Annotated in this window: 26 protein-coding genes and 1 pseudogene; 9 read left to right on the top strand and 18 right to left on the bottom strand. The window is 44.4% G+C overall.

Annotated elements, in window-relative coordinates; all coding sequences use genetic code 11:
- Nucleotides 1-11: 11 nt before the first annotated feature.
- From HHK01_RS04670 to HHK01_RS04655, 4 genes are all read right to left on the bottom strand, one after another.
- A complete protein-coding gene (locus HHK01_RS04670; RefSeq protein ID WP_170006634.1) occupies nt 12-2,945 on the bottom strand; it encodes an AAA family ATPase in 2,934 nt (977 codons plus the stop codon).
- 4 nt (nt 2,946-2,949) lie between these two features.
- The gene (locus HHK01_RS04665) at nt 2,950-4,149 is read right to left on the bottom strand and encodes a metallophosphoesterase family protein (RefSeq protein WP_170006633.1); all 1,200 of its coding nucleotides are present in this window, start codon (nt 4,147-4,149) and stop codon (nt 2,950-2,952) included.
- 787 nt (nt 4,150-4,936) lie between these two features.
- The gene (locus HHK01_RS04660; RefSeq protein WP_170006632.1) at nt 4,937-6,199 is read right to left on the bottom strand and encodes an ABC transporter permease; all 1,263 of its coding nucleotides are present in this window, start codon (nt 6,197-6,199) and stop codon (nt 4,937-4,939) included.
- The gene (locus tag HHK01_RS04655) at nt 6,192-7,094 is read right to left on the bottom strand and encodes an ABC transporter ATP-binding protein (RefSeq protein ID WP_170006631.1); all 903 of its coding nucleotides are present in this window, start codon (nt 7,092-7,094) and stop codon (nt 6,192-6,194) included. The genes HHK01_RS04660 and HHK01_RS04655 overlap by 8 nt, the downstream gene beginning before the upstream one ends.
- A 133-nt stretch (nt 7,095-7,227) precedes the next feature.
- Here HHK01_RS04655 and HHK01_RS04650 point away from each other — a divergent pair, with 133 nt between their 5' ends.
- Nucleotides 7,228-7,413 carry a YhzD family protein gene (locus HHK01_RS04650; protein ID WP_170006630.1) on the top strand — a complete coding sequence of 62 codons (186 nt, stop codon included), beginning with the start codon at nt 7,228-7,230 and terminating at the stop codon, nt 7,411-7,413.
- A gap of 34 nt (nt 7,414-7,447) precedes the next feature.
- Here HHK01_RS04650 and HHK01_RS04645 read toward each other — a convergent pair whose 3' ends face one another.
- The 11 genes and pseudogenes from HHK01_RS04645 to HHK01_RS04595 form a co-directional block, all read right to left on the bottom strand.
- A complete protein-coding gene (locus HHK01_RS04645) occupies nt 7,448-8,080 on the bottom strand; it encodes an ABC-2 transporter permease (RefSeq protein ID WP_170006629.1) in 633 nt (210 codons plus the stop codon).
- A complete protein-coding gene (locus HHK01_RS04640; RefSeq protein WP_170006628.1) occupies nt 8,077-8,940 on the bottom strand; it encodes an ABC transporter ATP-binding protein in 864 nt (287 codons plus the stop codon). The genes HHK01_RS04645 and HHK01_RS04640 overlap by 4 nt, the downstream gene beginning before the upstream one ends.
- The gene (locus HHK01_RS04635; protein WP_170006627.1) at nt 8,940-9,317 is read right to left on the bottom strand and encodes a GntR family transcriptional regulator; all 378 of its coding nucleotides are present in this window, start codon (nt 9,315-9,317) and stop codon (nt 8,940-8,942) included. The genes HHK01_RS04640 and HHK01_RS04635 overlap by 1 nt, the downstream gene beginning before the upstream one ends.
- 228 nt (nt 9,318-9,545) lie before the next feature.
- Nucleotides 9,546-9,909: pseudogene (locus HHK01_RS04630) on the bottom strand (transposase); the annotation flags it as partial.
- Between the two features lie 963 nt (nt 9,910-10,872).
- Nucleotides 10,873-11,157 carry a type II toxin-antitoxin system HicA family toxin gene (locus HHK01_RS04625; protein WP_228027658.1) on the bottom strand — a complete coding sequence of 95 codons (285 nt, stop codon included), beginning with the start codon at nt 11,155-11,157 and terminating at the stop codon, nt 10,873-10,875.
- On the bottom strand, nt 11,078-11,515 hold the full coding sequence (locus HHK01_RS04620; protein WP_228027717.1) for a hypothetical protein: 438 nt from the start codon (nt 11,513-11,515) through the stop codon (nt 11,078-11,080). The genes HHK01_RS04625 and HHK01_RS04620 overlap by 80 nt, the downstream gene beginning before the upstream one ends.
- Nucleotides 11,516-11,661: 146 nt before the next feature.
- Nucleotides 11,662-13,131, bottom strand: a complete 1,470-nt coding sequence (locus HHK01_RS04615) for a coproporphyrinogen III oxidase (RefSeq protein WP_170006624.1) — start codon at nt 13,129-13,131, stop codon at nt 11,662-11,664.
- A gap of 220 nt (nt 13,132-13,351) precedes the next feature.
- A complete protein-coding gene (locus tag HHK01_RS04610; RefSeq protein ID WP_170006623.1) occupies nt 13,352-14,221 on the bottom strand; it encodes an HAD-IIB family hydrolase in 870 nt (289 codons plus the stop codon).
- Nucleotides 14,222-14,582: 361 nt separating this feature from the next.
- Nucleotides 14,583-15,602, bottom strand: coding sequence for a potassium channel family protein (locus HHK01_RS04605; RefSeq protein ID WP_170006622.1), 1,020 nt, complete (start codon nt 15,600-15,602; stop codon nt 14,583-14,585).
- A gap of 257 nt (nt 15,603-15,859) precedes the next feature.
- A complete protein-coding gene (locus HHK01_RS04600) occupies nt 15,860-16,216 on the bottom strand; it encodes a YlbF/YmcA family competence regulator (protein WP_170006621.1) in 357 nt (118 codons plus the stop codon).
- A 103-nt stretch (nt 16,217-16,319) separates the two neighbouring features.
- Nucleotides 16,320-17,450: a DUF445 domain-containing protein gene (locus tag HHK01_RS04595; protein WP_170006620.1), complete on the bottom strand. Its 1,131-nt coding sequence runs from the start codon at nt 17,448-17,450 to the stop codon at nt 16,320-16,322.
- A gap of 104 nt (nt 17,451-17,554) precedes the next feature.
- On the opposite strand from HHK01_RS04595, the gene HHK01_RS04590 reads away from it, so the two are divergent.
- Genes HHK01_RS04590 through HHK01_RS04575 form a run of 4 tightly spaced genes read left to right on the top strand, consistent with a single transcriptional unit; the run spans nt 17,555 to nt 22,501 of the window.
- Entirely contained in the window at nt 17,555-18,874 is a 1,320-nt protein-coding gene (locus HHK01_RS04590) for a YheC/YheD family endospore coat-associated protein (RefSeq protein ID WP_170006619.1), read from the top strand.
- A gap of 20 nt (nt 18,875-18,894) precedes the next feature.
- Nucleotides 18,895-19,977, top strand: a complete 1,083-nt coding sequence (locus tag HHK01_RS04585; protein WP_170006618.1) for a YheC/YheD family endospore coat-associated protein — start codon at nt 18,895-18,897, stop codon at nt 19,975-19,977.
- On the top strand, nt 19,974-21,332 hold the full coding sequence (locus HHK01_RS04580; protein ID WP_170006617.1) for a YheC/YheD family endospore coat-associated protein: 1,359 nt from the start codon (nt 19,974-19,976) through the stop codon (nt 21,330-21,332). The genes HHK01_RS04585 and HHK01_RS04580 overlap by 4 nt, the downstream gene beginning before the upstream one ends.
- A complete protein-coding gene (locus tag HHK01_RS04575) occupies nt 21,329-22,501 on the top strand; it encodes a YheC/YheD family protein (protein ID WP_170006616.1) in 1,173 nt (390 codons plus the stop codon). The genes HHK01_RS04580 and HHK01_RS04575 overlap by 4 nt, the downstream gene beginning before the upstream one ends.
- Nucleotides 22,502-22,719: 218 nt before the next feature.
- Here the strand turns inward: HHK01_RS04575 and HHK01_RS04570 are convergent, their stop codons facing one another.
- The gene (locus HHK01_RS04570; RefSeq protein ID WP_170006615.1) at nt 22,720-23,115 is read right to left on the bottom strand and encodes a ferritin-like domain-containing protein; all 396 of its coding nucleotides are present in this window, start codon (nt 23,113-23,115) and stop codon (nt 22,720-22,722) included.
- Nucleotides 23,116-23,216: 101 nt separating this feature from the next.
- Between HHK01_RS04570 and HHK01_RS04565 the strand changes: the two genes are divergently transcribed.
- The 4 genes from HHK01_RS04565 (at nt 23,217) to HHK01_RS04550 (ending at nt 25,931) form a co-directional block, all read left to right on the top strand.
- Entirely contained in the window at nt 23,217-23,435 is a 219-nt protein-coding gene (locus tag HHK01_RS04565) for a YheE family protein (RefSeq protein ID WP_170006614.1), read from the top strand.
- A gap of 98 nt (nt 23,436-23,533) precedes the next feature.
- Nucleotides 23,534-23,719: a hypothetical protein gene (locus HHK01_RS04560; RefSeq protein ID WP_170006613.1), complete on the top strand. Its 186-nt coding sequence runs from the start codon at nt 23,534-23,536 to the stop codon at nt 23,717-23,719.
- Nucleotides 23,720-23,782: 63 nt separating this feature from the next.
- Complete coding sequence (locus tag HHK01_RS04555) at nt 23,783-24,673, top strand: PucR family transcriptional regulator (RefSeq protein ID WP_170006612.1); 891 nt, start codon at nt 23,783-23,785, stop codon at nt 24,671-24,673.
- A 115-nt stretch (nt 24,674-24,788) separates the two neighbouring features.
- Entirely contained in the window at nt 24,789-25,931 is a 1,143-nt protein-coding gene (locus tag HHK01_RS04550; protein WP_170006611.1) for an ABC transporter ATP-binding protein, read from the top strand.
- Between the two features lie 48 nt (nt 25,932-25,979).
- Here the strand turns inward: HHK01_RS04550 and HHK01_RS04545 are convergent, their stop codons facing one another.
- The gene (locus HHK01_RS04545; protein WP_228027657.1) at nt 25,980-26,636 is read right to left on the bottom strand and encodes a hypothetical protein; all 657 of its coding nucleotides are present in this window, start codon (nt 26,634-26,636) and stop codon (nt 25,980-25,982) included.
- The gene (locus HHK01_RS04540) at nt 26,633-26,875 is read right to left on the bottom strand and encodes a hypothetical protein (RefSeq protein WP_170006609.1); all 243 of its coding nucleotides are present in this window, start codon (nt 26,873-26,875) and stop codon (nt 26,633-26,635) included. The genes HHK01_RS04545 and HHK01_RS04540 overlap by 4 nt, the downstream gene beginning before the upstream one ends.
- Nucleotides 26,876-26,975 lie beyond the last annotated feature (100 nt).

Genomic DNA, 26,975 nt, shown 5'->3' with positions numbered 1-26,975 from the left:
GTAAAACAAGCTTACGGAGTTTGCATAAATTTCTTTTTCTCCACCTGTGGAAGCAACGACACGACAGGTACTTCCACTTCTGCCCATAATTCCGTAACCCAGCTGTGACAAGTAAATACAAACACTTGCCTGTCTTTTGCAATGTTCTTTAAAAACGGTAGCAATCGCCGCGCCCGTTCTTCGTCAATGTGGGCAAATAATTCATCTAATAAAAACGGGACGGTTCGCTTCATTGGCTGGTGAACGGCAAATGCCATTCGCATGAGGACATGGAGGAGTTCTTTTGTACCTTGACTTAGTTGTTCAACTGGATATGTGATGCCACTCCGATGAGTTGCCCCCAATAAACCTGTTTCTGGTCTGTATTGAATACTGGTGTACGCTCCATCCGTCACGATTGAAAACCACTCTGACGTTGTTTTAAGAAGCACAGGTAACGTATGTTGTTGAAAGTGGTTAGTGACTTGCTGCATCCAGTGAGTAGCCAACTCATACGCTGCCCATTCTTTTGCTGCGGTTCGTGTCTTCTCATCGACATCAATGAAATTTTGGAGGGCATCCCTCTCTATTCCGCTTCTCTCCACTTCTTCTCGAACATGACGCTGCGCTGTGTAGGCTTCTGTTAATCCGTCCACTTCTTGTTGAAGCCGCTGCAAAGCGCCCCTCAGCGTTTGTTGCTTATGCTCTGTGGGTGGTTCCTTTTCTAATCGTTCTTCCTGTGAAAACGACGACGCTGCTAACGTTGGGACTATGCGCGCATAAGCTTCCTGCGCCTTCCACTCTTGAAAACGCCTGTAGAAGTTTGCCTCATCTTCTACACCAGCCTCTTTGAATAATTCGTATATCTCTTCATGGAGTCGTGATTTCTCTGTTTGTAACAAGTGTATTCGCTGCTTTATCTGTATGAGGTCCCGCTCCTGTTCTTTGCGTTGCTGGGACCACTCGTTCCACTGCTGATAAGTGTGTTCAATGTTTCTCCATCGACTTTCTATTGAGTTCAAAGCAATTGCCGTGGCGTGCTCAGCCTCCCATGCCGTCAATCGCTCCAAAACTCCATCATATTGTTGCTGTAATGCTTCCTTGCGCCGTATATCGTTCAAACTATCTTTTTTGGCTACGTGCCACTCCCGCACCCGTTCCATATATGATTTTGGGTGGGCGCGAAGAAGCTCCTCGCGAAAAGGTAAGCCCAGCTCTCTTCCTAATTGCAAACTTAAGTTCGTTAAATTTTCCTGCTCTTCCGTTTGTTTCTCAACTTCTTGTACAAGGCGTTCTTGCTCTAACTTTCTCTCAGTTAGGCGATCATGTATCGCATCTTGCCGTTGTTCACTCTCGCTGTGCCGGTCTAAAAGTAAGCACGCTTTGATGAACTCATCTTTTGTGTGATTGCTCTGTGGTACCTCTTTAAAAGAGGGGTTCTGCCATAGATGTGCAGTCTTTTTACGAAAAAACGTCACCAGCCCAAATAGTACAATCGATACGATTGCCAAGATGCCAGCAACAGGTGCCGTCTCCTCAAACCAAACGTATAGAGCTACACTAAAGCAAAGCAGCACAGCAAAACCGATTTGAAGTCCCGACCATATTTTGTGCATGTAACGTTGTTGTGCTTGCAAGCGCTCGAATGTAGATCTTTCATCTTGGGAACGCTTTTCATTTTCTAGCTGTTGTTCGTACTCTGTGACAATCTTTTCCGCTACCTCTATGTCTTCAGAGGAAGGTTGTTCTTCTCGTAGATTTTGTTGTTGGCGCTGGAAAGAAACGATATCCTGTTCGATGGATTGCCGCTTTTCCCTTTTTTCCTCCAACGTGTAGACAAATTTTTGCCAAGCTTCGATACCGTGCCAAAGCGGTTCTAACGACGGCGGTGATGAGTTAGGTGAATGAGTAAACAACGCCTCTTCTACAGGTTGCCATTCTGATCTCCACCTGCTTTCCTTATTCCCCAATTCATCAATTTGATCTATCAGCATATCAGTACGTTCTTTTTTTTGAAGTAAGGCTTTCGTTTCTTCGTACCATTCACGACTTGGTAATTGCAGTGATTCTATGTGACTCTCAAGCGACTTTTGTTGTTCACGTAATGTCTCTAGTTCGGATTCATTTGAGCGTAAAAGATCTTGTTTTTCCTTATAACGCCTGTCTCCCTCAGACGGGAAATTGACAGGTGTTTTCGGCAAATGGGGTCTCAAGGCACGCTCCTCTTTGATCGTTGGCCAGTAGGAAGCCCATTCTATTTCACGATTTAATCTGTTGTGTGTGCGCTCGAGAGCAGCTCTTTTTTCCTGCAATTCCTCGAATAGCTGTTGCTCTCTTTTCTCCACTTCAAGATACAGATCGCCTTCTTTTCGCTTTTGTTGCCATTGCCGTTTAGCCTCTGTACGTCGTTTCAAATATTGATTGACGACTGGCTTTCTTCCTCTTGGCAAAAAGAGCTCTTCTTTTTTCGTTTGTAATTCCTTTTGTAAATGTAGCCATTGTGCTGAACCTGATAAGCCCGTGGAGAGCAACAATCTCCCAAATTCCTTTTCTGTTAATCCCTCGAGATCAGCCTGGTTTCGTGGGTGTAACCAAAAAAGAGATTCAAACTCTTTAAAGGAAAGAGACAGCCACTCTTCTAGCCAAGAACCATCTTGAATGGTGCCATCTACAAAGGTTACTGTAACCGTTTCTCTGTCATCTTTTATCCGTTCAATCGTAAACATTCCCGTATCGTCACTATCAACCGTTAGTTGTCCTCCAAACCTTCTACCGTCCCTAGGTGCATACGGTTGTTCACCATCTTTTCGCTTCGGCATCCCCCAAAGCATCGATGACAAAAAGTGAGCAAACGTCGTTTTACCCGTTTCATTCGGTCCGTAAATACATTGAGCTTCGTGATGAAAGGAATATATACCCGGAGTAAGTGTTCCAAACCCATACACGCGTGCCTCTAACCATTTCATCGCGTCACCCTCTCTTCATTTGATAAGACGTAAGGAGCTGCTTCGCATGTGATGTGATCTCTTCTAACTCTTCTCGTGAGAAAGAGCTTAAAGAAGCCTGTCCACGGACTGTAAATAACGGGCGAAACAGAGCATCAGGAACCGACGAATTCATTGCATCAATGAGCAAATTTGATAACGGATCTCCATCGGTAAGTGGCGAGTTGTTTGCCCCATCTGCCTCATACATCACCTCATATACCCATACAAAATCGTCCCGCTCGTGTTCCTCACTCTGGAGATGTTCGAGCACGACATACCGTTCCTCTTCGGTAAAAACAAAGTTCTCTGGCAATACGAGCCTTAGCGAAACAAGCTGTCCACGTTCTTTTTGGCGTATTTCTTGCTTCCAACTAAGCAAATCATCAATGACATACTCAAACCGATCCGTCTCGTTCACTCTCCACTGTTTTGTGGTCCAAGTAATATCATCCGTTCGGACAGCACGAACCGTTACACCAGTAGCGGTCCACTCAGCAATGATTATCCCTTTTTCACCAGCTTCTTGTTTGTGTCTCCCTTGAGGAATTCCAGGATAAATTATCGGTGGTTGTTCCCATAGTGTAGCGGCTTTATGTATGTGGCCTAGTGCCCAATAATCAAGCTGACAGGCTACGAGGTCTTCTACTGAAAAGGAAGCATATCGCTCGTGATCTGACGGACCAGTTGCGCTTCCGTGTAGTACCCCAACGTATACGTCAGCATGTCCCGTTCTCAGAAAGCTTTGTACAGGTGCGACCTTTCGATGACGCTCTTCATAGCTAAATCCTTGAACAGATAACTTCTCTCCAGACTTTGTTGTTACCACAAACTCGGTTACCTCCCCTGAAAATAAATAGGTTTGTTCAGGAAACTCTAATCCGTGCGTAATCCCTTGTAAAAAGTCATGATTTCCGTGAGCGACAAAAACTGGAATGCCCTCTGCGTTCAATCGCGAACACATTCTACGAAACTGTAACTCTGCTCGAAGCGTCCGCGTATCACGGTCGTACACATCTCCCGCCACGACGACAGCATCGACCCTCTCTGACATGGCGATGTCCACTAGTTGGTCTAGTACCCGAAATCCGCTTCCCTTCAGTCGCTCTGCAATGTGATTTGGCAATGTCCCTACGCCTCGATACGGACTATCTAAATGCAAATCAGCGGTGTGGAGTAGCTTCATGTCACACACGTCCTTTACTAGCTAATTGTTACCATTATAGCACAAATGTTCGGGTCTTAAACAGCGATGAGCACTTTCTCATGTATATACATTGCTGTTCGCAAATCTGGTTTTGTCTGTTTAGAGTACCTATTTGATGAAGAGGCACTTGAAGACATCTAAGTAAAAGACTGTTTTCTAAAAGGTTGTTGCTTTATTAATGAAATCTCGTTACACAGTAGCTGTATGATGCGACATACTGCTATGTTGATTTCCGCTGCAGGCGGACGCTTTCCGCGGGGCGGGCGGTGAGCCTCCTCGTCGCTTTGCTCTTGCGGGGTCTCACCTGTCCCGCTGATCCCGCAGGAGTCGCCGCCCTCCGCTCCAATCAACGAACAGATAGCGAGTCAAAACTTCACTTATTAAGTTGTAAGTTCAATACTGGTGAGTCTTAAAATGCACTCACCATTTTCTTCGTGCGATATAAGTTCAAAACCAGCGGAGGAAATACACGTAGACTCCTGCGGAATAGCGGAGACGATGAAGAGGAGGAAAGGCTAAGAGCGCCACGTCCTGTGGCAACGCCTTTCTGACCCACGTCCTGTGGGCCTCCGCAGAGAGCGTACTTTGCGAACGAGGAGGCTCAGCGCGGAGCCCGCGGAAAGCGAAGTGTATTTCCGGAGCGGTATTCAGGCACTATGAATGTGCGGTACGTCGCATCATGGGATTACTGTATAGAAAAATCAACAAAAGATTCGAAAAGGGCCAAGTAAAAAGAGATGACCATCAGGCCATCTCTTTTACTTTATTAAGACTCTTTCCCCATCTTAAACGCACGGAAAATGTCTTTCCAAGAATTCGTTTTGCCGTACATGAACACGCCACCCTTGTAGACACGACCTCCGAAATAAGCTAACAAACCAATTGACGCTACGAGCACGCTGATTCCTAATGCCACTTCCCAAGCAGGAATTGACAACATACCTACCCGTAAGAACATGAGAAGTGGAGTGAAAAAGGGAATATAGGATGCCACTGTAATCACAGGCATGCTCGGATCATTTAAGCCAAATATCGCTAAGAAAAATCCGATCATGATGATGTAGATCATAGGAGCAATCGCTTGTTGGACGTCCTCAGATCGACTTACGATGGAACCTAGGAATGCTGCGAGTGTCGCATATAATAAAACGCCAAGAACTAAAAATACAATTCCGTAAGTGAGTGTGACTGCGTTAGCCCCGGAGAGACCGATCATATCGAAAATCATCTCTCGTTGTGAGGCAGCTAAAGCTTGTGTCATCGTCAAATACCCGACGAGTAAAACAGAACCTAGCTGTGTGATCATGACGAGTACAATGCCGATAATTTTCCCAAACATTTGTTGGACCGGTGGAACGCTGGAAACAAGTATCTCCATAACCCGAGATGACTTTTCTGTGGCTACTTCTGTCGCAATCATGCTTCCGTAAATAATAACCACCATATACATGACAAATAGTATGACATACACGATTCCTTCTGTTTCATTTAACTCTTCTTCTGACTTCGCGCCTTCTTCGAGTGCCACCCGTTCTACAGAAACAGGCTCATTCAAGCTGGCTACTTCTTCAGCGGTCAAGTCAAGCTGTTGTGCGGTAAATACACGCTTTATTTCTTGTAAACTCGTTTCTACAGTGGTTAACGTGCTCGTTGTCATTAAGTCGTTCGCATACCAAGTCGCTTCCGGAAGGTTATTTTCATCGGCTCTCAAAACGACTAAGGCCTCATACTCTCCTTCTGAAACTCGAGCTTGCAACGCGGCTAAATCCTCAGTTCCTTCCACAAGCTCTAACTCAGGATCCATCACAGATACTTGATCCATTAATACTGGAAATAACCCGTTCGCCTCGTCAACGACAACGACTTGCTCTCGTTCCCCGTCTTCGGAGCCGTTGAAAGCGTCCATGATATTTGATAAATTCGCAACCACCACAACGAGCCCCATCATGATGACTGTAGAGATAATAAACGACTTGTTTTTCAATTTACTTAGGTAGGTGTGTCCAATCACTGTAAAAAATTTATTCATATTTTTTACCCACCTTTTCTATAAAAATATCATGAAGAGACGGCTCTTCTAATTCAAACTTACGTACAAATCCTTTGCCTTGCAGCGCTTCTTGCATCCGCTCGGCAACGTCTTCTCCTGTTACTTGAAACTGATATCCTTCTGTCTTTTCCTTTGCACTAACGACTCCAGTTATTTCCTTTAAGAAGGATAAATCAAAATCCGCATGCACCGTCACATTTTTCTTACCGAAAGAACGCTTTACTTCTCTTAAATCGCCTTGTACAACTGGAGAACCGTGGTGCATAATGCATAAATTTTGGCAAAGCTCCTCGACATGCTCCATGCGGTGGCTGGAAAATACGATCGACGTTCCCTCGCGCTTTAAATCTAACACCGCTGCCTTCAACATTTCTACATTCACTGGATCAAGCCCACTAAACGGTTCGTCCAAAATGAGTAGTTGCGGCTTGTGCAACACAGACGCGATAAACTGGATCTTTTGTTGGTTTCCTTTAGAGAGTTCTTCCACTTTCTTTTTTTTGTACTCTGGTACTTCAAAGCGTTCTAACCAACGATCAAGCTCACGATTCGAGTCAGCTGGTTTAACCCCTTTTAATTTGGCTAAATACGTAAGTTGTTGCTTCACTGTAAGTTTCGGATATAGACCACGTTCCTCTGGTAAATACCCGATATTATTTGTCGTTTTATACGAGATTTTTTGCCCGTTCCAGCGAATGGAGCCATTTGTTGGAGAAAGAAGTCCTAAAATCATTCGAAATGTCGTCGTTTTTCCCGCTCCGTTCGCTCCAAGAAACCCGAACATTTCTCCTTCAGGTACTTCAAGATGTAAGTCTCTAACAGCTATCGTTTGTTTACTAAATTGTTTTGTAACGCCTTCCAACGCTAATGCCATCTAAGCGGCCTCCTTTACTTTGCCTATATCCTTTACGAATAATTTTGGAAAAGGATTCACAAACTTTTTGTCGAATTACATTTTATGATGCTTACATATCTACGAACAGGTTTATACAAGGGAGTGAATTACAATGAAACAATATACGTTAACAGCCTTTGACGCCAAAGGCACAAAGCTACTTGATGAAAAGTTTGAAGCTGCGTCTGATGATGAGGCAAAACAAATCGGGACGGACAAATTAACGGAGAAGGATGCTCTGCACACAACACATCGGCTCGTCAATTCCGTTGGGAAGCTGCTTCTCTTTCGTCCGTAAGATTGTTGTGGAGGCACATGACTCTGCCTCCACGCTACACCAAGTCTTTCCTCTCATAAATTCTTAGGCAGAGCCACCAAGATCCACCATATATCACAATGAACACAAACAAACCAACACCGATTGTAGGTACTATAGGTAACGTGTTCCACCATTCCATCCAGCTTGAAAGCATGCTAATATTTTCGACAAGATTCCCTGCGAGTACAAGACTTAAAACAATGACAAAAGACATCCCAATTAGTAAATAATTATTTGAGAATCTGTAATAGATTGGTAGATAAACAGCAGTCGTGACCATAACGACTAGAAGACTCGTTCCAATCTCTCGACCCGTAAACGGCAAGTGTTCAATGGGGTTTGGAAGTAATAAAGTAAACAGAGATTGAAGAAGTAAGGTCATGATCGTAAAACCGAAAGTAGCGATCGCTGCTCCTATATATTTTGAAGTCACAATCTGCTTACGTGTGTATGGCAAACTGTTCATTAGCAAACTTGTATTCCCTCGCCGCTCGTAATAATGCGTGTTGATAATGTACATGACCGCGATAATAGAAATAGAGTACATGAACGGAATTTGCAAGAACAAATAGAGTACAACTAACCCTACATACATGAGCATCAATCTATTCTGAATGAGAATATCTTTTAGAACTAACTGACTCATGCTGATACTCCTTTTTTGAAGAAGTACATCATTTCTTCTAAGCCCACATTCTCAATGATGACTTCATCCCCAAACAATTCCTTTGCTCGCTCTACATCTTTCGTTAAAGCTTCAAATCCTAGCTTTGATTGGCGAATAGAGACAAATTCTTTTTTCGTATCGTTGTCTAATAACTCATTGGCTCCCTTGACCAACCCGTACTGTTCATTAATTTCATGAAGTGGGCAGTCTAGTAAGAGCTTCCCTTCATCCATAAACAAAATAAAGTCCGCGATTCGCTCTAAATCTGTTGTGATGTGTGTGGAGAAGAAAATGGTTTTTTCCTCATCTTGCATAATCTCTTGAAACATATCTAGCAGGTCGCGGCGCATAACTGGATCTAGTCCCGAAGTCGGCTCATCCATAATAAGTAAATCTGCGTGATGAGACAAAGCAAATGCTAGTGCTGTTTTCATTTTCATCCCTTTAGAAAGCTTCTTGATCTTTCTTTTCAACGGCAAATTAAACTTGATAACATATTCTTGAAACAAAGCTTCGTCCCATTGTTTATAAGACTTGGCAATGAATCTTTTCATTTGTTGGACGGTCAAATCTTCGTAAAACACGTTTTCGTCAAATACGAAGCCTATGCGCTCTTTAATGTCGAGTTCGTGTTTTGAATAGTCCATGTCTAAAACTTGAATGGTACCTTGATCTTGATCAATAAGCTGTAAGAGTAGTTTAATTGTCGTTGATTTTCCCGCTCCATTTGCCCCAATGAAGCCTGTGACATACCCTTTTGGAATGGTGAAGGTCAAATCTTCAACAGCAAAGTCTTTGAATTTTTTCGACACGCCTTGAAACGTTACTGCGGCCTCCATCACTCATCCTCCTCGTAAAGAAGTTGTAGCATCTCCACTAACTCATCCAGAGGGATACCTGTTGTTTTTCCAATTTCGATCGCCTCTGTCAGCTTCACCTCGATGATTTTTCGTTGCTTCTCTTTTAGCAAATCCTTATTTTGCGAAGAAACGAACGAGCCTTTCCCAACGACCGAATCGGTATATCCTTCTTTTTCGAGCTCCTCATACGCTCTTTTTGTCGTAATTACGCTGACTTGTAATTCTTTAGCCAATAACCGAATCGACGGCAGCGCCTCACCTTCTGCAAGCTCACCGTTTAAAATGTGCTGCCGAATTTGCGTGACGATCTGTTCGTAAATCGGTTCTTTCGCTTGATTGGAAATGATGATTCTCATGAGATCCCTTCATTTCTGTTCATACTGTATATATCATACATACACAATATATACGCGGTGCTGCCCTTTGTCAACACACTTTCCGTTTTTTGCAAAAATAAAAACCCTCTCATTCTGTGAGAAGGTAACCTTTGTTTTTTTTACTATAGCTTATTAAGTGAATCAATTTCATAATTGCTCTTTTTAAAAATACACAGACCAGCAGAATAGTAGTTACTTAAAAAGATGCCCCATTCGATGTACTTGTTATAAATAGGGTCATAATCATAGCCGGCGTCCATGGTCTGATAGCGTATGTCGGGAAGAGCAAGACGTTCATGAATTCCCTTTAATAGTGGGATCGCTGCCTTTCCATCGTTCAGACTACCCGATGAGAAAAGGGTCTGTAGTATGTATTGACTCGATGTGCCGACAGTCAGATGCCCCTTGTAGCCATACCAAAAGACGTTCTTCCCTTCACTGTTCTTTTTGACGCCCCAAGTAGGGTTTTGAGGGACTTCAGCACGTAATTCCGCTACAGATGCATCTAATTGAGCTTCGGTTTTCTCTCAAAAAGTGGAAAATCCGCTTCTTTTTCAGCTTGTTCGGAGACTCAGGGAGGAATGCTCAGACTTAGGGAGGGATGCTCAGACTCAGAGAGGAATGCTCAGACTCAGGGAGGAATGCTCAGACTTAGAGTGGGATGCTCAGACTCAGGGAGGGATGCTCAGACTCAGAGAGGGATGCTCAGACTCAGGGAGGAATGCTCAGACTCAGGGAGGGATGCTCAGACTCAGAGAGGGATGCTCAGACTTAGAGAGGAATGCTCAGACTTAGGGAGGAATGCTCAGACTCAGGGAGGAATGCTCAGACTTAGAGTGGGATGCTCAGACTCAGGGAGGGATGCTCAGACTCAGAGAGGAATGCTCAGACTCAGGGAGGAATGCTCAGACTCAGAGAGGAATGCTCAGACTCAGGGAGGAATGCTCAGACTTAGAGTGGGATGCTCAGACTCAGGGAGGGATGCTCAGACTCAGAGAGGAATGCTCAGACTCAGGGAGGAATGCTCAGACTCAGAGAGGAATGCTCAGACTCAGGGAGTGATGCTCAGACTTAGGGAGGGATGCTCAGACTCAGGAAGGAATGCTCAGACTCAGGGAGGAATGCTCCGAGCCACTGCTCACGCTCTGCCTTCGGTTTTCGACCGCGTTTTTTAGGTTCAGTTTTGGGCTTTTCTTCTTTCGGCGGTGCCTGATCAGATGACGAATCAAAACTAGCGAAGGAAATACACGTAGACTCCTGCGGGAAAGCGAAGACGCTAAAAAGGAGGAAAGGCTGAGAGCACCCCGTCCTGTGGCAACGCCTTTCTGACCCACGTCCTGTGGGCCTCCACAGGGAGCGTTCTTTGCGAGCGAGGAGGCTCAGCTCGAGCCCGCGGAAAGCGATGTGTATTTCCGGAGCGATATTTAGCAACATGAATTTGTATCATACAGCTACTGTGTAATGAGGATTTCATTAAAAGAGCAACAATCTTTTAGAAAAACAGCCTTTCTTTAAGACCAAGATACGACGTAAATTAACTATTCCGGTTAAATTCCTCTTGGTTCGTATCCAATTGTTTCAAAATCTCTTTCCAAATTCGTGGAGGTATCTCTTTTCCTAATGAATGAGATACCCGTGTTTTTTTCCATTGTCCGTTGATCAACTTACGATAGTGATAATGGTCTGACCCCTTTTTGTATTCTTCCCACCCATTCCACTCACAATATCGCTTTAAGTCCCTAAACCTCGGCAAGTTCCGCTCCAAATAGTAATTGTTCCACTTCTTGCGAGTTATCACATAACAAAATACGCATGGCATATGGGATAAGGGGTCGCGTATTCTTTGCTTGGAACATAAAAGGTTCGTTGATTAAATCCTCGGCGAATTCTCGTGCTACTTCCACTGCAGCTTGACGGCATTCCGCTTCTGTATTTCCTGTTGCATATTCGTTAATTGGCTGAATCCACACCCAATAAGAACCGTCTTCCTCTAATCTTATGTCAATTTCAAATGGATACCGTTCTAATATCTCAGCAAGCACTAAACGGCTTATCATAATGCCATCCGTTTCAGTTTGCTTACGCGCTCTAATTAGAGATGGGATGTAATTCTGAACATCATCAAAAACAGTCGTAAAGTTCTTACGAGCTGTAGAGAAACCGTACTCTTTTAACATACTCACCTCTCCCTTCACCTCCTATGATAACATTTATATGCACAATTTGTACAAATTGTGCAAACTGTATTCACACTTTAGAAATTTGAATGGAGGGACAAACAAAACCAGCCTGCAATTACTGTGCTGGCTGGTTCGGGGTACTATTAAGTTGTCGTATTTTGTCCAAAGAACAATTGCTGCATCTGCTGCAATTTTTTCTCCGTATACGCCTCAAATCCTAACGCATAAGCCCGTGGTTCCTTTGGATTAGCAAAGCGAGAAATAGCGCCAGTCACAGGATGTACCCATTTGCTTGAAGCGCCACATCCGAGCCCGATAATCGTTTGCAATTCTTCCATGATCAAAATATTGTAGAGACTCTCTTGTCCAGGCTGAGCGTACCCTACATTTTCCAAATTACCAAGGATGTTTTTTTGCCGGTACAAGTAATACGGTTTGTATCCATGAGGCTCTGCCCACGCTTCTGCCGTTTTCATCATACGCATCACTTCATCTCGGCTCGCTACTTTATAACGATCACGGTTTTGAGACATATGGGAGGCACGTTTAAAGCTGAGCGTGTGAACAGTTAGCGACTCTGGCATCAACTCAGCTGTTTTTGCAAGAGAATGCTCAAACGTCTCCACCGTTTCATTCGGCAATCCGATAATGAGATCCATATTGATATTTGTCATACCCATCTCGCGAGCTAAATGATACTTCTCGATCGTCTCTTCCACTGTATGATGGCGGCCAATTGCTTTTAAAGTGGCTTGCGTATAAGACTGTGGGTTGACACTAATGCGATCAATTCCCCACTTCTTCAACACGCGTAGCTTTTCTACAGTAATGGTATCGGGTCTACCGGCTTCTACTGTGACTTCACGAACCTTGTCCATGTTTGGAAACACTTTGTACATATGCTCGTACAACGCGTCCATTTCTTCTGCTGTAATACTAGTTGGCGTTCCTCCACCAAAATAGATCGTAGTAATTCCGATTCCGTGTTCGCGTAGCCATTCACCCGTGCGTTCCATCTCGACGTGAAGCCCATGCAAAAAGGCATTGACGTTGCCTTGTTTGCCTTGAATTGCATATGCAGGGAACGTACAGTACGCACATTTTGTTGGACAAAAAGGGATTCCGATATAAATGCTTACCTCTTTTTTTAACTTGTACAAATCGGGAATCGCTTTTTGCTGAGTGCTAACAATTCGGTGAAGTAAATCAATTTTTTCGGGATGAAGTTTCTGCTCCTCTTGAAGGCGATCGGAAATAATCTCTTTGTCCTCTCCAGCCTCCGACGCCTTATGCACGAGTTTTGTCGGGCGAACGCCAGTGAGAATCCCCCATTTTTGTTTCATACCTGTTTTTTGCTCGAGTGCCACTAGAAGAGCGCGCAAACACGCTTTTTTGACTTGATCCTCCTCGGCTTTTAGTGGGAAAGCTTCTTTTCCTACGATCGAGTGCTCGTCGTCTAACGTAACGCGAACACTTGACAGTTTCACTTCGAATGTAATCGTCAAATCGGCCTGTTGCTCCACAACTTTTGTATCTTCATAAAATAAGTCCACCACACGTTGGACCGCTCGTTCATATTTCGGGTTCGGTAAACCACAAATGGTTATATTCATTACTTTCCATCCTTTTTTATGATGTTTCGGTTAATATCGCTCTGAAGCTTGTCAGTGTGTCCAAAATAGAAGAGTGGGGGACGTTTGTCAAGCTTTGCATCATTACTGTGTCATGTATTCGGGGCACGATATCCGCGGCCGGGGGCAAATATCCGCGTTCAGGATCAAATTTCAATAAAAAAAGAGCGTCTCTTGTTACAACGCTCTATCTCTATATAAATCACTCAATAAAATTCATTTTCTTCAAAAACTCAATCGGCTGTTGCTTTCGAAAATGTTCCTGCATCATATAGGCCGCCCCGTCTTCTTCAACGGAACGTGTAATCCACCCGGCATTCTGCTTCACTTCTACGTCTGAGTTCCCCATGGCCACGCGCATATGAGCTAAGGACATCCAATCCAGGTCCTCCCTATTCGTCCCCATTGCCACAACCTCATCGCGTGAAAATCGATTGTGTTCCATTACATAATGCAAACTTGCAAACTTCGAAACACCTGCTGCTACGATATACAAACAGTCATCTCCAGATCGTGTCAACTCAATCTCATCTGCGAACATTGAGCGCAAAGCATCTTCAGCATCTCGTGCGTCTTCTGGGTGCTCAAACACGACATCTATGTGCAGTGGCTCTAATTGTTCGTCTTCAATGGCTGCACGCAGATCGTTCACAAATCGATGTTGGTACGGAAAGCGGTCACCTGGGGAGAAAATAGCGCGTGCCATTAACTGCTTTTGCTCAGGTAACTCGTTACTCACAGAAAAGCGCTCTTGGTTACAACGTACCGAACATGGAAATGAGTCTAAAAACGTAACGACGTCGTAGGTGACATCCTCTGGCACCCGTTTTGCAAAAATGGTTTTATTTGAAGCGGAAGAAATGAACGCTCCGTGATGACTAATAGACACAGTCGGTATTTTACACTGCTTCGCAATTCGTCTGGCAAACGCATGATGTCTCGAGGTAATGAGCGTTACTTGAATTCCCTTTTGTTGCACAAATTCAAACGCCTCTTTTGCCGATTTCAGTAGTTTTCCTTGTGGACTGACAATGGTGCCCTCAATTGATACTGCGAACAATCGATCGACCACCGAAATCCCTCCTTCTTCGCTGCACGTCTATTAATACACTTATGGGAGGATAGGGTGGTTTAGAACAAGACAGTGCGTGGATACTGACTAATTATCTATAAAATAGGTTTTTGTGTATTTATTACATCACTATCCCTTCCAAGCTCCTATCCGATGTTCGGACGCTCCTATCCGATGTTCGGACGCTCCTATCCGACGTTCGGACGCTCCTATCCCACGTTCGGACGCTCCTATCCCACGTTCGGACGCTCCTCCGACGTTTCGTACTCCTCCTATCCTGTACTTTTACTCTTACGCAGCATTCCGTATCACGTTTCAATAAAAAAAGCCAACCGGGTATGTTGGCTCAGTCTAAAAGTGACTATTCTTTACTCAAATGTTGGTAAGTTTCTTTATTGCAAATCACATATAGTACGGCATTATCCGGTATTGGCTGGTCAAGTCGTCTGTTAATGTTTAACGCGTCACGGTCAGCTATTAGTGTGGCACCCTGTTGGAGCAAATCTAGAAAAGCGTCATGGTACGTGATCCACTTTTCCTTTTTGGCTATCTTATAAAGGTCTTCCCCTTGTTGTCTACTAATTAGTTGGGTGTACACACTGCTAACACCTTTATCCATCGCCGAACGAACCGCTAATCGTGAGATAGTTTCTTGGGATAAAATAAATTCGTCTACTTTCACGTGCGAAAAATTGGAGATGTTTTTTTCTGCCATAACCTCTACAGTAGTATGTACAGTGGGTGCTAATCGCTCTACAGTAATCGATACGGATAAGGTCTTTGCATCTCGTAAGGAAGGCTCTTGAATATTGTCATCTGAAAAGATAATGGCTGCCCGCGCCTTTGAAATATTCGCCTTCTCAAAGGGCTCTTCCTCAGTTGGGTTTCCTTGGATATAGTGAACTCTGTCGAGTGTGACATCAAAGGGTGCCTTTAGCAAAGTATCAATGACCACAATGTCAATAGCCTTATCTGATTCCATTATCTCTTTTACTGCAGTTTCTGTTTTCTTTCCCCATCCAATAATAATGATGTGGTTTTCTTTAGTGTAGGCCACTTTTCCTTCCTCCCTATTCCGTCTGAAGATTGTAAATGCATCCACGATTTTTCCGATCACGACTCCTAGTAAGCCAATCCCTATTAAATACATAAGTACCGCGAACAGCTTTCCGGCTACTGTCACGGGAGAGTAATCGCCGTAACCTACAGTGGAAAAGGTTGTCATCACATAATAAAAAGAATTCAACAGACTTCCAAAGTTATCAGGTTCGAGGTAATACATAATAACGGTACATAAAACAATAAAAATAACGGTAGAGAGAAATAATGCAAGGTTTCTCATCTTAATTAGATTTAATCCAAGCTTTAGAAATAGATGCATTCGCTTGCCCCCATCTGAAGAGAGTATCCTCCCTGTTTCATAACATTTCCTCACTTCTAATTCAATTCGAACGTCCGATCATCCTTCAAATTAAGCTAAGTAAAACTGTTCAGCACTTACCCTACTATGCGCAACTTGATTCGTGGCACGCGTGCCTGCATGGTTTATTAAGTGCCTGGCTCGCCTAGCTATGCCCACACCAAAAACGCATGGATTTTCATTGAAGAAAATCCATGCGCTCGCAACTGCTTTAACATTTAACCAAGATTCATGTTTTGATACAGATCTTCCAGCGGTTTCATTGAAATTTTGTTAATTTCTGTAATGAGTTGACTCATTCGTTGTTCTGCTTCCATCAATTTAGAGATTTCAGCATTTTGTTGTACGAGTTGAGCTACTTTTTGCGCTTGTTCAACTTCTTCTTGCTGAATTTCTTGTCCAGCCATTTGCTTTTGCTGGAGCTTCATTTGAATGTCGCGGAAATTCTGGAACATACGGTTTGCTGCTTCGTCTTCTTGCACTACTTGGTAGGCAGCTTGTAGTTTTGTGTATTCTTCGCTTTGCCGTACAGCTGTCTCTAGCTCGTAGGCAACGTCATAAACATTTGTAGCCATTAGAGATCCTCCTCAAGGTAGGTTCCCCACCACTATACCAGACTCTTCTTAGTGACGAAAGGCATTGTGCTCGAAAAGGACACATGACAAAACAATTCCTTGATCACAAAGGGAGAATCGTCAGGATCCCAGCTTGAACGAGAGCTATGATGCCACCTAACAGCGCACCCAGGTAGGTAATCATCTTCAACTCCTTTTTCGCAATACTCACAATTAATTCTTCCAATCTAGGCAAAGAAAACGACGCCACTTGATCTGTGACGAGCTGCTCGATCTGCAATCGTTGTAAAATACCGTCCAGATTCCGTACGAGCGCGGTTGTAAACTGGGTCACTAACGTAGGAATCGTCCTATGTAAAAATGAGTGTCGCCACTCTTCGGGAATCTTTTCGATTGGAGTATCAAGTGCTTTCTGAATGGGTAAAAAGGTTTGCAGTAGCTTTTGCACCTGTTCTTGGTCGAATGAGATCTTTTGTTGCATCTCCTCTAAGCTACTTCCCTTCCACTTGTCCCATTCCTTCGTGAGCAAGCGAACCGTTAACGTCTTTGTTCCGTCATGTTGTAAAAATCTGATTAGCTCAGGCTGTATGCGATCGATCAAGTTGACGTTACCGAGCACCATTTGAAGCATGCCACCTAGCATACCGCGCTCTTCAAGAAAGTTGTCCAGCATTTTTTGTAATCGCCACTTGCCTTCTTCTGATTGAAAATAATCTTCCGTTCGACTTAATATTTCTGTAGCCAATTGCCCGGGTACCGCATTAAGATACTCAACGATTGATTCTGGTAATAGTTCACCGACCGTACTTTCCTTATGATTATCTACCCAAGTAAAAACGATCGATTCTGCTTCTTTGTGAACGGTTTGTTCCCATCGAGCGACCGAGCCATCGCCAAGATGTTCATCAACCCACTCTTTCCACGTGCTTTGCTGTGTGAAAAAGTCGGTCGCTTCGGATTGTGCCCATTCCTTGATCCCTGTTTGGAATTCTTCCGACTTTATTTTTTGTTCAATTTGGTCCTTTGTGACAAGGTGCTCTACCACCGTTTTCCCAAGTTGTACCGCGAGTTCTCCGTGTCGCTTCGGAATAAGACCAGGTGTAAACGGAACACGCCAAGATCCGATGCGCCACTCTGTATACGGTCTAAAAAGCATTTTAATCGCGATAAAATTGGTCATACCCCCTATAAAAGCCCCGACAACTACTAAAATGAGGACACTGAGTGCTCCCATACGATTCATCCTTTCTATTTCTTACCTTGTTGCACGATTTTCTACATCTATCATACGATACATTATCCGCTTTCGCCCAATTCTCCCATTATGGGGTGTCTACAATGAACACGGTTAATTTTACACTAAATTCTACTAACGAAACGCATCGACTCGCCATGAAGCTTCCTCCATCTATCCGTCAAACCTTGTCTGAACAAGAGGAGGGGGTGTTTGTAACAATTGGCAAAAAAACAGAACGAGTGCACCTCATGGAAGGTGATAGCCTCACGGTGGAAGTGAATGAAGCGTTTGTTCATACCTTTTGTCTTCCTTGCCCACTCACATTGCAATGGCATTACGACAAAGACAATCATACGGTAATCTTCGGACCTTTTCTAGCTATTTGGACAGAATGTGTTGGAAATGTCGACTCTCCGTCGTTTGCGGGAATGGAGCCGTTTTTGGAGGAGTGTACTTCATTTGGAGCCGATCACGGGGTAGGCGTCTTCGTTTTGCCTACAAGTCTTCCTCCTTCCTCTGAATGGCAAGGATTTTATTGGACAGAAACAGGAATTCAAACGGCAAAATTCCCATCACCACACGTTGTCTATAATCGAATTCACAGACGAAGTTACGAAGCTTCTCCACAGTTCGCCCTTTGGACAGAACGGTTTACTGAGGAGGGGATACTGTCGTTTAACCCTTCCTTTTTTTCAAAGACAGAGGTGCAAAGCCATTTAGAGACACAAAGTGACACGAGGTACTTGTTACCGGCGACTGTAGCGTGGGACAAAAAAGCTGTCCTAAACTGGGTGCGAAGTCATAAATCGTTTTTTTTGAAGCCGGAAAACGGAAGTCAGGGCAAAGGAATTGTCGTCTGTAGTAGCACAACGGAGGGGCTACGCATAGAACGAACACACCCTGCAAAGGTAAAAATCCTCTCACTTGAAAACACCAATGAGGAGATTTGGACCGAACTTTCCTCTTATATAAAGGGAAATGCGCTCGTCCAAGAAACGATTTCTTTTCGAACGGTGCAAGCATCACCCGTTGATTTCCGCTACATATTACACAGGCGAAACAACGAGTGGCGGATGACTTCCTCAGTGGCTAGAATCGGTCAGCCAGGCGGAACCGTGTCTAATGTTGCACGTGGAGGGACGATGGCGCGCACAAAATCCGTTCTTGATCTATGGTATGACCCCCGCACGGCGAAAGATATGGAGAAGCAACTCGCGAAGACCGTTCGCAAGCTCGCAGCTCCGTTTTCGGAATGGGAATGTTACGAGCTTGGTCTTGACGTCGGTATTGATGAAGACAATCGAATTTGGCTTATAGAGGTGAACAGTAAGCCTTCTAAAAAATGGACTCACGCAGAAAAGGCTATCCGCCCATCAACAAAACAATTGATTTTCCAAACGCTCGATGCGTTTTTGGAGTGAAACGAAAGGAGATCGTTACGATGAACACGTTAGGCTTTTTAACCCTTTCAGAAGAGATCCACCCTTTTGTATGGCGCTGTGCACAAGAGGCGAGCGCGTATGAACTTGATATTTTGCACATTGTCCCGACCAAGTTTGATCCTAAATCTGGTACGTTTTCTGCCAAGCGGTACAATCGGGATCAGGATTTTTTTGAAGATGTGGAGTGTGGAGTTCCCACTTACTTGTACGACCGATGTACTTACGGAGATGACGCCCTCTCCCGCCGCGCAAAGCCAATCGTTCAATGGCTAAAATCTCGTAAGGATGTGACATTTCTCGGATACGGTCTCCCTGATAAGTGGAAGCAATACGAGGCATTAAAGCGACATTCCAACCTTTCGCCGTATTTACCGAAAACGACCCGTGTTGAAGAGGCCGGAGAGCTCATTCCTTTATTGCAACAGCACGGGACTCTTTGTCTAAAGCCCATTCACGGTGCACATGGATTCGGCATTTACAAAATAGAGCAACGTAACGAGTCATTATACGTTGCCACCCAAAAGAAAGCAAAGCTTGTAGAGCACACTTTTCCGTCTTTAAAAGAAGGAATTCTTTGGTTAAATAAGTTAGTAACAAAATTTGATTATATGGTCCAGCCTTTTTTATCCTTACAAGACGATAAAAAGCAACCGTTTGACATTCGTGTATTTCTTCAAAAAAACGAAGAAGGCAAGTGGATTGAACGTGGCCGTGGCGTTCGTGTAGGAAAAGCAAACCATTTGTTAAGCAATCTTGCTGCTGGCGCCAAAACGATCCCTTTTGACCAATTCCTTAAAACGGTTCCTACTGCTAAGCGATCCTATTTACTATCTGAAATTGACAGTATTTTATACACATTACCCACTTATTTAGAGGAGACGTTTCATCCTTTATTTGAACTTGGAATCGACATCGCCGTAAGCGCTAAGGGCGCAGTGTGGGTATTAGATGTAAATTCAAAGCCAGGACGAAAAGTGTTACTTGAAACAAACGCCCAATTAGCAGATACGTTAGCGAAAGCTCCACTCGCGTACACTGCCTATCTTCTCCAAGCGAGTCAAGGTGGGACGATCACACCATGACGATGCAAAGATACCGAGTACTCATTAGCGATGCTACGGCGGTCACGATGGTTCCACATGATCTCTTTCGGCAGAACAACGTGGAGCTTGTGTTTGGTCATCATAAAGTTTCTTCTTTTGTCAAAGAACATCATGCCAAGCACGTGGTCATCCCTAAGGAAATTGCGGAAACGTTACACTTGCCCCAGGAAGACATCACCATTCATGTCTATGCTTCACGAGGATGCTTATATATAGGTCCGCTTGTCGGTATTTACACAGCTGGATTTTCGCCAGTGCGCATTCGTCCGATTGGGGAACGGACACCTTTTTTTGCTCGCCTCCTCCAAACGAAGAAAACAGTGGGCATGATCCCTTTCGTATTTGGAAGTGAGCACATCCAGTGGACCGATCAAACGATCAATGGGTGGGTGTGGGAAGAGGGAGAATGGCGACAACGCATCTTCCCCTTCCCAACCGTCGTGTACGATCGTCTTCCTAACAGACGGAGTGAACGTAGACGTAAAAATCGCATAACAAAAGATCGACTTCAAACAGATTATGGCGTCGCTTGGTACAATCATAACTTTTTTAATAAATGGCACGTGACAGAATTACTCGCTAAAGATGCCGCCACACAACGATTCGTACCAGATACAGTAAGACTTCGAGATGCAACTACTCTGGAAACCATGTTAAAAAAACACAAAACGGTCTACGTAAAACCTATACACGGGAGTCTGGGCAAAGGGATTTTTCAATGCTTTTATCGAGCCAAATCGGGTCACTATGATGTCCGCTATCAAGAAGATGGTGGGGAAAAACGGTTACGGCGTTTCTCCTCGGTTCAAGGAGTGTATGATTTGATTAAAGAGGAGCGCAAATCCGTTGCTATGCTAGTGCAACAAGGCATTTCCCTCATTCAATACGAAGATCGGCCACTTGATTTTAGAGTGCACGTCAATAAAGATCAGTTCGGGGAATGGGTGATTTCGTGTGTGGCCATTAAAGTAGCGGGTAAGGGAAGTGCGACCACTCACGTCAAAAGTGGTGGTGAAGTAAAGACGATTCGTGAGTGTGTCCCCCGTGACGAACAGGATGGTTTACTGCACACCATTCAAGAGGCAAGTCTGACGATCGGTAGTGTACTCGACCATCATTGGGAAGGCCTGATTGGTGAAGTTGGGCTAGACATTGGGATGGACACAAATGGTAGAGTATGGATTTTTGAGGCGAATTCTAGACCGGGTCGTTCCATATTCAAACACCCTGCCCTAGCAGAAGATGAAATCCGTACACGTGAGCTACCCTTTTTATATGCATGCTATGTGAGCGAACAACAGTGGATCGCCACCAGCATAGGAAGTTCGCAGTGATTCTAGCTTACCATCCCATAGCTAACGAATGGTCGTCGTCTACGTCGCACTATTTTGGTCAAACCACGCTTACTTCACATACTACTTATGCCGCTTCCCCACCTGAATTACAATGGGAGATACGGGATCAACAATGGACTCCGCTCGTGGGTATTGTCGTATCCGATCGTGCCGATTCTACACCCATCGGTCAACGCTCTTTTTACACCGGTATCGCCCGCACACTTTTTCAAAATGGTGCCATGACCGTGCTCTTTTCCATGGAGGAATTTCGGGAGGATGGACTAACAGGATGGATATATCATCCAGAGTCTAACCGCTGGCTCTCCCTTTCATGCCCGGTTCCAAATGTGCTTTACAATCGGATGGCGTCGCGCGGTGAGGAGAAAACAGCGCAATTTTATCGGTTACAAGCATGGTGTAAAAAAAATCACCTTCAACTTGTAAACAGTCGTTTTTTTGATAAGTGGGAAACGTACGAAGCGCTCTCCGACATAAAAGCTTTGCAGCCGTATACTTTGGAAACTAGCCGCGTGGAAGGTGCGGAAGCGACAAGAAATTTCCTGCAAAAATATGGCACCATCTATGTGAAACCACGCAACAACGGAAAAGGAATCGGCATAAGACGCGTTCACTTACTAACAGACGAAACCCTTCAAGAGGATACACCGAACACGACGCGGAAATTCAGCGACTTTTTGGCATGGTGGGAATCAATTGCCCCCCTTAAAGAAGAATATTTACTCCAACAAGGAATCGATCCGTTCAAACAAAAACAAAAGCGATTCGATTTTCGCTGCCTTGTCCATTGTCCTCTCGATGATTCCTCTACATTACTCGGGGTTGGCATTCGGCAATCAGGCAGCCAAGACATTACTACACATGTGCCAAGAGGCGGATACGTTCGAACCGAGACTACCTTTTCGCGCTGGATTCCGTTCCAACGACTTCAAAACATGGTGAAAGCAATGACCCCGGCTTTGAAGGAAAAATACGGCAAATTAATCGAATATACCGTGGATGCTGGGCTTGATGATCGCGGTAAACTGTATTGGTTTGAAGTAAACGCGAAGCCAATGCTTTTTAACGAAAAAAAGATTGAAGAGAAGCGACGTCAAGCATTGGCTACTTGGCTTTGTCAGCAGGCGGTGGAAACAAAACCCACATGAATCGGATGGCCTACGTCGTGTGAACGTAACGAACCTCATTTAGTATTGCGGGATCAATCAAGCAACATCGCGTGCACGAAAAACGTGTGAACCTAACGAGCTGCATCTAGTATTGCGGCTCTGAAGGTTAGCTTGTGTATCTTGGTTTTTATGGTACTTCTTGCCGTAACTTTTGTGTCACGCACCTTATTCCTGATCTGTCTCTTTGTGGCTCCGACTTATACGAACGAACTATACATCGTCAAAATACGTGTTGAATGTTCTAATTCATCGATCATCGCCCGAAACAGAGGATAATGGGCTTGATCATTCGGGATTTCAAACAGCATTTCTTTATACATTTCTACAGCTTCCAGTTCCCCTTTTAATGCGAGTTCTATCCCCTCTTCGAATGAACTGTACATAATCGGTTCCTTCTTCAACTGGTAATAGCGACCTGTGATGAGATGGTGTACATACTGAAACAGTTCGTAATGCTCCTTCTCCTCTTCCATTGCATGGTGAATAACCTCTTTAAATAATGGTTCCTCTGTTTGAAATTCAAGTTCTTTATATAAACTGTAAAAAGCCCATTCTTTTTCAATGGCATGCTGCAGTTTTTCTAAAAAAACCATCTCGGCTCCTCCTCTATTTCCGGTTTCCGATACAACCTATGTCCGGGCGAGTCGAAATATGTAGAAAAATTTGCTATACTGGCAAAAAAGGAGTGCTCCAGATGATTACTCATTTTCAATACAAACCCTTATATAGTAATAAAGCCTTGCCGGGTTGGACCTTTTCCTTTTTCACAGCTGGACAAAAAATCGAAGGCACTTACCACAAGAACGGAAAAATTGAATGGAGCTCTTCGCTTCCTTCAACAATAGATGAGTCAAAACTGTTTTCGGCTATACATGAATTGATGACCTATCATGAATACGATAAACGCTCCTAATCCCAAGTCAGTTCTCACAAACTGCCAGCAAGAGTATGCGGTAAGGCTGGCATACTAACAAAAGCCCCCTGTATTTTGGGCAAAAGGAGGGTTTACTCGTGGAGAAAAAAAAGGCGAGCTTCTTACCAGACACACCTAACAATGGGCGCGAAGATCATTACGTCGATGTAGACCGATTTTTTAATGAAGGATTTGCAATCGGTAAAATCCATCTTCTTCGCGAAGACAACAGAGGAGAAGAACATTTTGACCTGCCTCCTGAAGAACCGCCTAACCACTCGTAACTACTATTTATAAATCCAGGGCACTCCGTTTTGAAGGAGTGCCCTCATTTTAAGGAGTTTGCCATGTTCAACCGTTTACTCGCACGCTTTCCAAATGCACGCCTTGTCACACCCCAGACCCCAACTCCAGAGCATATGACCGCCTTTTTTGATGAAGTCACAAAAGAAACCTTATGGATTCCGAAGAAGGATTTATCAAGTGAGGTGTTCGATCTTTTAGAGACCCTTTTTCCAAACCAAGAACCAACCTTCACGAGTACAGCTTGGAATGCACGCAGTGAAGAGTGGAGACAAGCTTTGCTAGAAAATGGGGCGGTCCCATTAGAAGAACAAAAAGTACGCTTTCACTTTTTTTATTGTGAAGATCAGGAGGCGCTCGTTCCATTACAGGAAGGGCTTTCTAGCTTGTCAGATAGCGTCATTGGATGGTCCGGATCCCCTTCCCTACTCGTGGTTATAGAGCGCGAGGGCATGTGGCTTCCTGAAGACATTCTTTCGTTGCAAGAGGCGATTGAGTCTGATTTTTACATCAAAGTCCGCTCGTTCCATGGATTATGGTGGTCTGTAAATAACAAGCTACGTCACCATTTTCAACGGGAATTTAAGTGGGCGTCGACTTTTTTCCCGTCTCGCTCTGCCCCGCAGTCTATTCCAGAACTGTTCCCTCTTTTTTTGTGGAAAGAGCTTCACGATGAACAACGTCAAGAGTGGAAACTGCAGCTCGCACCTCTTCTAGAGGATCCGACGTTATTACATACGATGTTTGTGTACGTAAAGCATAACGCGAACGCCTCGGCTACCGCCAAAGAGTTGTACATGCACCGGAACAGCCTCCTGTACCGGATAGAAAAGTTCCAGGAGATAACTGGATTAGGTTTACAAAGTATTGAGTCAAGTATGCTTATTTATTTTGCCTACATGTATATTTTGCACGAAGAAGACCACTCTCTTTAGGCACATTACCAAAAGAGAGCGGTCTTTTTTTGGGCAAGTTGTCTATTGGGAAAACGCTCCTCAAACGATACACTAAAGCTAACATGAAAACGCTTTACAAAGGAGAGGAAACCCTATGGCAGAACTTCGCTTAGAGCACATTTACAAAGTGTACGATAAAAATGTCACCGCTGTGAAAGACTTTAACCTGCATATTCAAGATAAAGAGTTTATCGTTTTCGTCGGTCCATCTGGTTGCGGAAAATCGACAACTTTACGTATGGTCGCTGGCCTTGAAGAAATTACAAAAGGTGATTTTTATATTGACGATGAGCGCGTAAATGAAAAAGCACCGAAAGATCGTGACATTGCCATGGTATTCCAAAACTACGCCCTTTACCCGCACATGTCTGTTTACGATAATATGGCATTTGGCTTGAAATTACGTAAGTTTAGCAAGCAAGATATTGATGCACGCGTACAAAATGCTGCCAAAATTCTTGGTTTGGAAGACTATCTAGATCGTAAACCAAAAGCACTTTCTGGTGGTCAACGTCAGCGTGTAGCTCTTGGTCGTGCCATCGTTCGTGATGCAAAAGTCTTCTTAATGGATGAACCGCTCTCTAATTTAGACGCCAAGCTGCGCGTTCAGATGCGTGCCGAGATCGCCAAGCTTCACCAACGTTTACAAACGACAACGATTTATGTAACCCATGACCAAACAGAGGCCATGACGATGGCAACACGACTCGTTGTCATGAAAGATGGGATCATCCAACAAGTAGGCACACCGAAAGAAGTGTATGAAAAACCTGAAAATATCTTTGTTGGTGGATTTATCGGCTCGCCAGCCATGAACTTCTTTGCTGGGAAGCTTGAAGGAGGGCAATTTGTCATTGGTGATGCGAAAGTCGCTGTCCCTGAAGGCAAACTAAAAACTTTACGCGAACAAAAATTCGAAGGAAAAGAGCTCGTCCTTGGTATCCGTCCTGAAGACATCCATGATGAGCCAGTATTTGTAGAATCTACTCCAAATACTAAAATTAATACGACAATCGAAGTATCTGAGCTGACTGGTGCAGAATTAATGTTGTATTCTCAAGTTAGTGGTCAAGACTTTGTCGCTCGTGTTGACTCCCGCTCTGATGTCAAACCTGGCCAACAACTCGACCTCGCATTTGATATGAACAAAGCACACTTCTTTGACACGGAAACAGAACTTCGCATTCGTGCAAAAGTGACTTCACAGCAAGAAGAGGCGGAAGCGATCCAATCGTAACTTATATAGGAAAATGCGCACGGGTTTCAGATGAATTCGTGCGTTTTTCTATTTTATAAAATTTGGGTTCAGTCCTCGACCGCGGATATCGGCTCCTGACCGCGGATATATTCTCCTGATCGCGGATATCGGCTCCTGACCGCGGATATATTCTCCTGACCGCGGATATCGGCTCCTGTTCGCGGATATATCCTCCTGATCGCGGATATATTCCCCTGATCGCGGATATATTCCCCTGACCGCGGATATATCCTCCTGACCGCGGATATATCCTCCTGTTCGCGGATATATTCTCCTGATCGCGGATATCGGCTCCTGACCGCGGATATATTCTCCTGACCGCGGATATCGGCTCCTGTTCGCGGATATATTCTCCTGATCGCGGATATATTCCCCTGACCGCGGATATATTCCCCTGACCGCGGATATATTCCCCTGTTCGCGGATATCGGCTCCTGACCGCGGATATATTCCCCTGACCGCGGATATATTCCCCTGTTCGCGGATATATTCCCCTGACCGCGGATATCGGCTCCTGACCGCGGATATCGGCTCCTGATCGCGGATATCGGCTCCTGACCGCGGATATATCCTCCTGTTCGCGGATATATTCCCCTGATCGCGGATATATTCCCCTGATCGCGGATATATTCCCCTGACCGCGGATATCGGCTCCTGTTCGCGGATATCGGCTCCTGTAATCATACAACTGTATAAGGAAAAACAACCGTTTCCTCGTATGGACACTGCTGACAATACACATAATGTTTACAGGATAGCCTTCCTTTTCCTGTTTCCGCTCCATCCGTCATTTCAATACTTAAGTACGGACTGTAGTCATCGAAATAGTCGGCTACTCGCCCACCTTCTTGAAGTGGTGCTGTGCAGTTGGGACATGGAATCGCTAACTGCCACCATCCGTTACATACTGGACACTCCTCCATCGCATCTTTCCCCTTTTTCCAAAAGCATTTTTCTTAGTATCCGACCTCCTACCTATGCCTACTCGTGAAATAAAAGGAGAATTCCGGTCAGGCAGGAAAT

It is taken from the genome of Bacillus fonticola (assembly GCF_012955605.1).
Taxonomy (GTDB): domain Bacteria; phylum Bacillota; class Bacilli; order Bacillales; family JC228; genus Bacillus_CG; species Bacillus_CG fonticola.
Note: the sequence above shows the minus strand (reverse complement) of the source record. Positions and strands in the feature narration are given on the sequence as shown.

Coding starts and splice junctions, on each gene's coding strand:
- HHK01_RS04670 (WP_170006634.1), bottom strand. CDS start 2,945: ATGAAATGGTTAGAGGCACGCGTGTATGGGTTTGGAACACTTACTCCG.
- HHK01_RS04665 (WP_170006633.1), bottom strand. CDS start 4,149: ATGAAGCTACTCCACACCGCTGATTTGCATTTAGATAGTCCGTATCGA.
- HHK01_RS04660 (WP_170006632.1), bottom strand. CDS start 6,199: ATGAATAAATTTTTTACAGTGATTGGACACACCTACCTAAGTAAATTG.
- HHK01_RS04655 (WP_170006631.1), bottom strand. CDS start 7,094: ATGGCATTAGCGTTGGAAGGCGTTACAAAACAATTTAGTAAACAAACG.
- HHK01_RS04650 (WP_170006630.1), top strand. CDS start 7,228: ATGAAACAATATACGTTAACAGCCTTTGACGCCAAAGGCACAAAGCTA.
- HHK01_RS04645 (WP_170006629.1), bottom strand. CDS start 8,080: ATGAGTCAGTTAGTTCTAAAAGATATTCTCATTCAGAATAGATTGATG.
- HHK01_RS04640 (WP_170006628.1), bottom strand. CDS start 8,940: ATGGAGGCCGCAGTAACGTTTCAAGGCGTGTCGAAAAAATTCAAAGAC.
- HHK01_RS04635 (WP_170006627.1), bottom strand. CDS start 9,317: ATGAGAATCATCATTTCCAATCAAGCGAAAGAACCGATTTACGAACAG.
- HHK01_RS04625 (WP_228027658.1), bottom strand. CDS start 11,157: ATGCCATGCGTATTTTGTTATGTGATAACTCGCAAGAAGTGGAACAAT.
- HHK01_RS04620 (WP_228027717.1), bottom strand. CDS start 11,515: ATGTTAAAAGAGTACGGTTTCTCTACAGCTCGTAAGAACTTTACGACT.
- HHK01_RS04615 (WP_170006624.1), bottom strand. CDS start 13,131: ATGAATATAACCATTTGTGGTTTACCGAACCCGAAATATGAACGAGCG.
- HHK01_RS04605 (WP_170006622.1), bottom strand. CDS start 15,602: ATGCATCTATTTCTAAAGCTTGGATTAAATCTAATTAAGATGAGAAAC.
- HHK01_RS04600 (WP_170006621.1), bottom strand. CDS start 16,216: ATGGCTACAAATGTTTATGACGTTGCCTACGAGCTAGAGACAGCTGTA.
- HHK01_RS04595 (WP_170006620.1), bottom strand. CDS start 17,450: ATGGGAGCACTCAGTGTCCTCATTTTAGTAGTTGTCGGGGCTTTTATA.
- HHK01_RS04590 (WP_170006619.1), top strand. CDS start 17,555: ATGAACACGGTTAATTTTACACTAAATTCTACTAACGAAACGCATCGA.
- HHK01_RS04585 (WP_170006618.1), top strand. CDS start 18,895: ATGAACACGTTAGGCTTTTTAACCCTTTCAGAAGAGATCCACCCTTTT.
- HHK01_RS04580 (WP_170006617.1), top strand. CDS start 19,974: ATGACGATGCAAAGATACCGAGTACTCATTAGCGATGCTACGGCGGTC.
- HHK01_RS04570 (WP_170006615.1), bottom strand. CDS start 23,115: ATGGTTTTTTTAGAAAAACTGCAGCATGCCATTGAAAAAGAATGGGCT.
- HHK01_RS04565 (WP_170006614.1), top strand. CDS start 23,217: ATGATTACTCATTTTCAATACAAACCCTTATATAGTAATAAAGCCTTG.
- HHK01_RS04555 (WP_170006612.1), top strand. CDS start 23,783: ATGTTCAACCGTTTACTCGCACGCTTTCCAAATGCACGCCTTGTCACA.
- HHK01_RS04550 (WP_170006611.1), top strand. CDS start 24,789: ATGGCAGAACTTCGCTTAGAGCACATTTACAAAGTGTACGATAAAAAT.
- HHK01_RS04545 (WP_228027657.1), bottom strand. CDS start 26,636: ATGATTACAGGAGCCGATATCCGCGAACAGGAGCCGATATCCGCGGTC.
- HHK01_RS04540 (WP_170006609.1), bottom strand. CDS start 26,875: ATGGAGGAGTGTCCAGTATGTAACGGATGGTGGCAGTTAGCGATTCCA.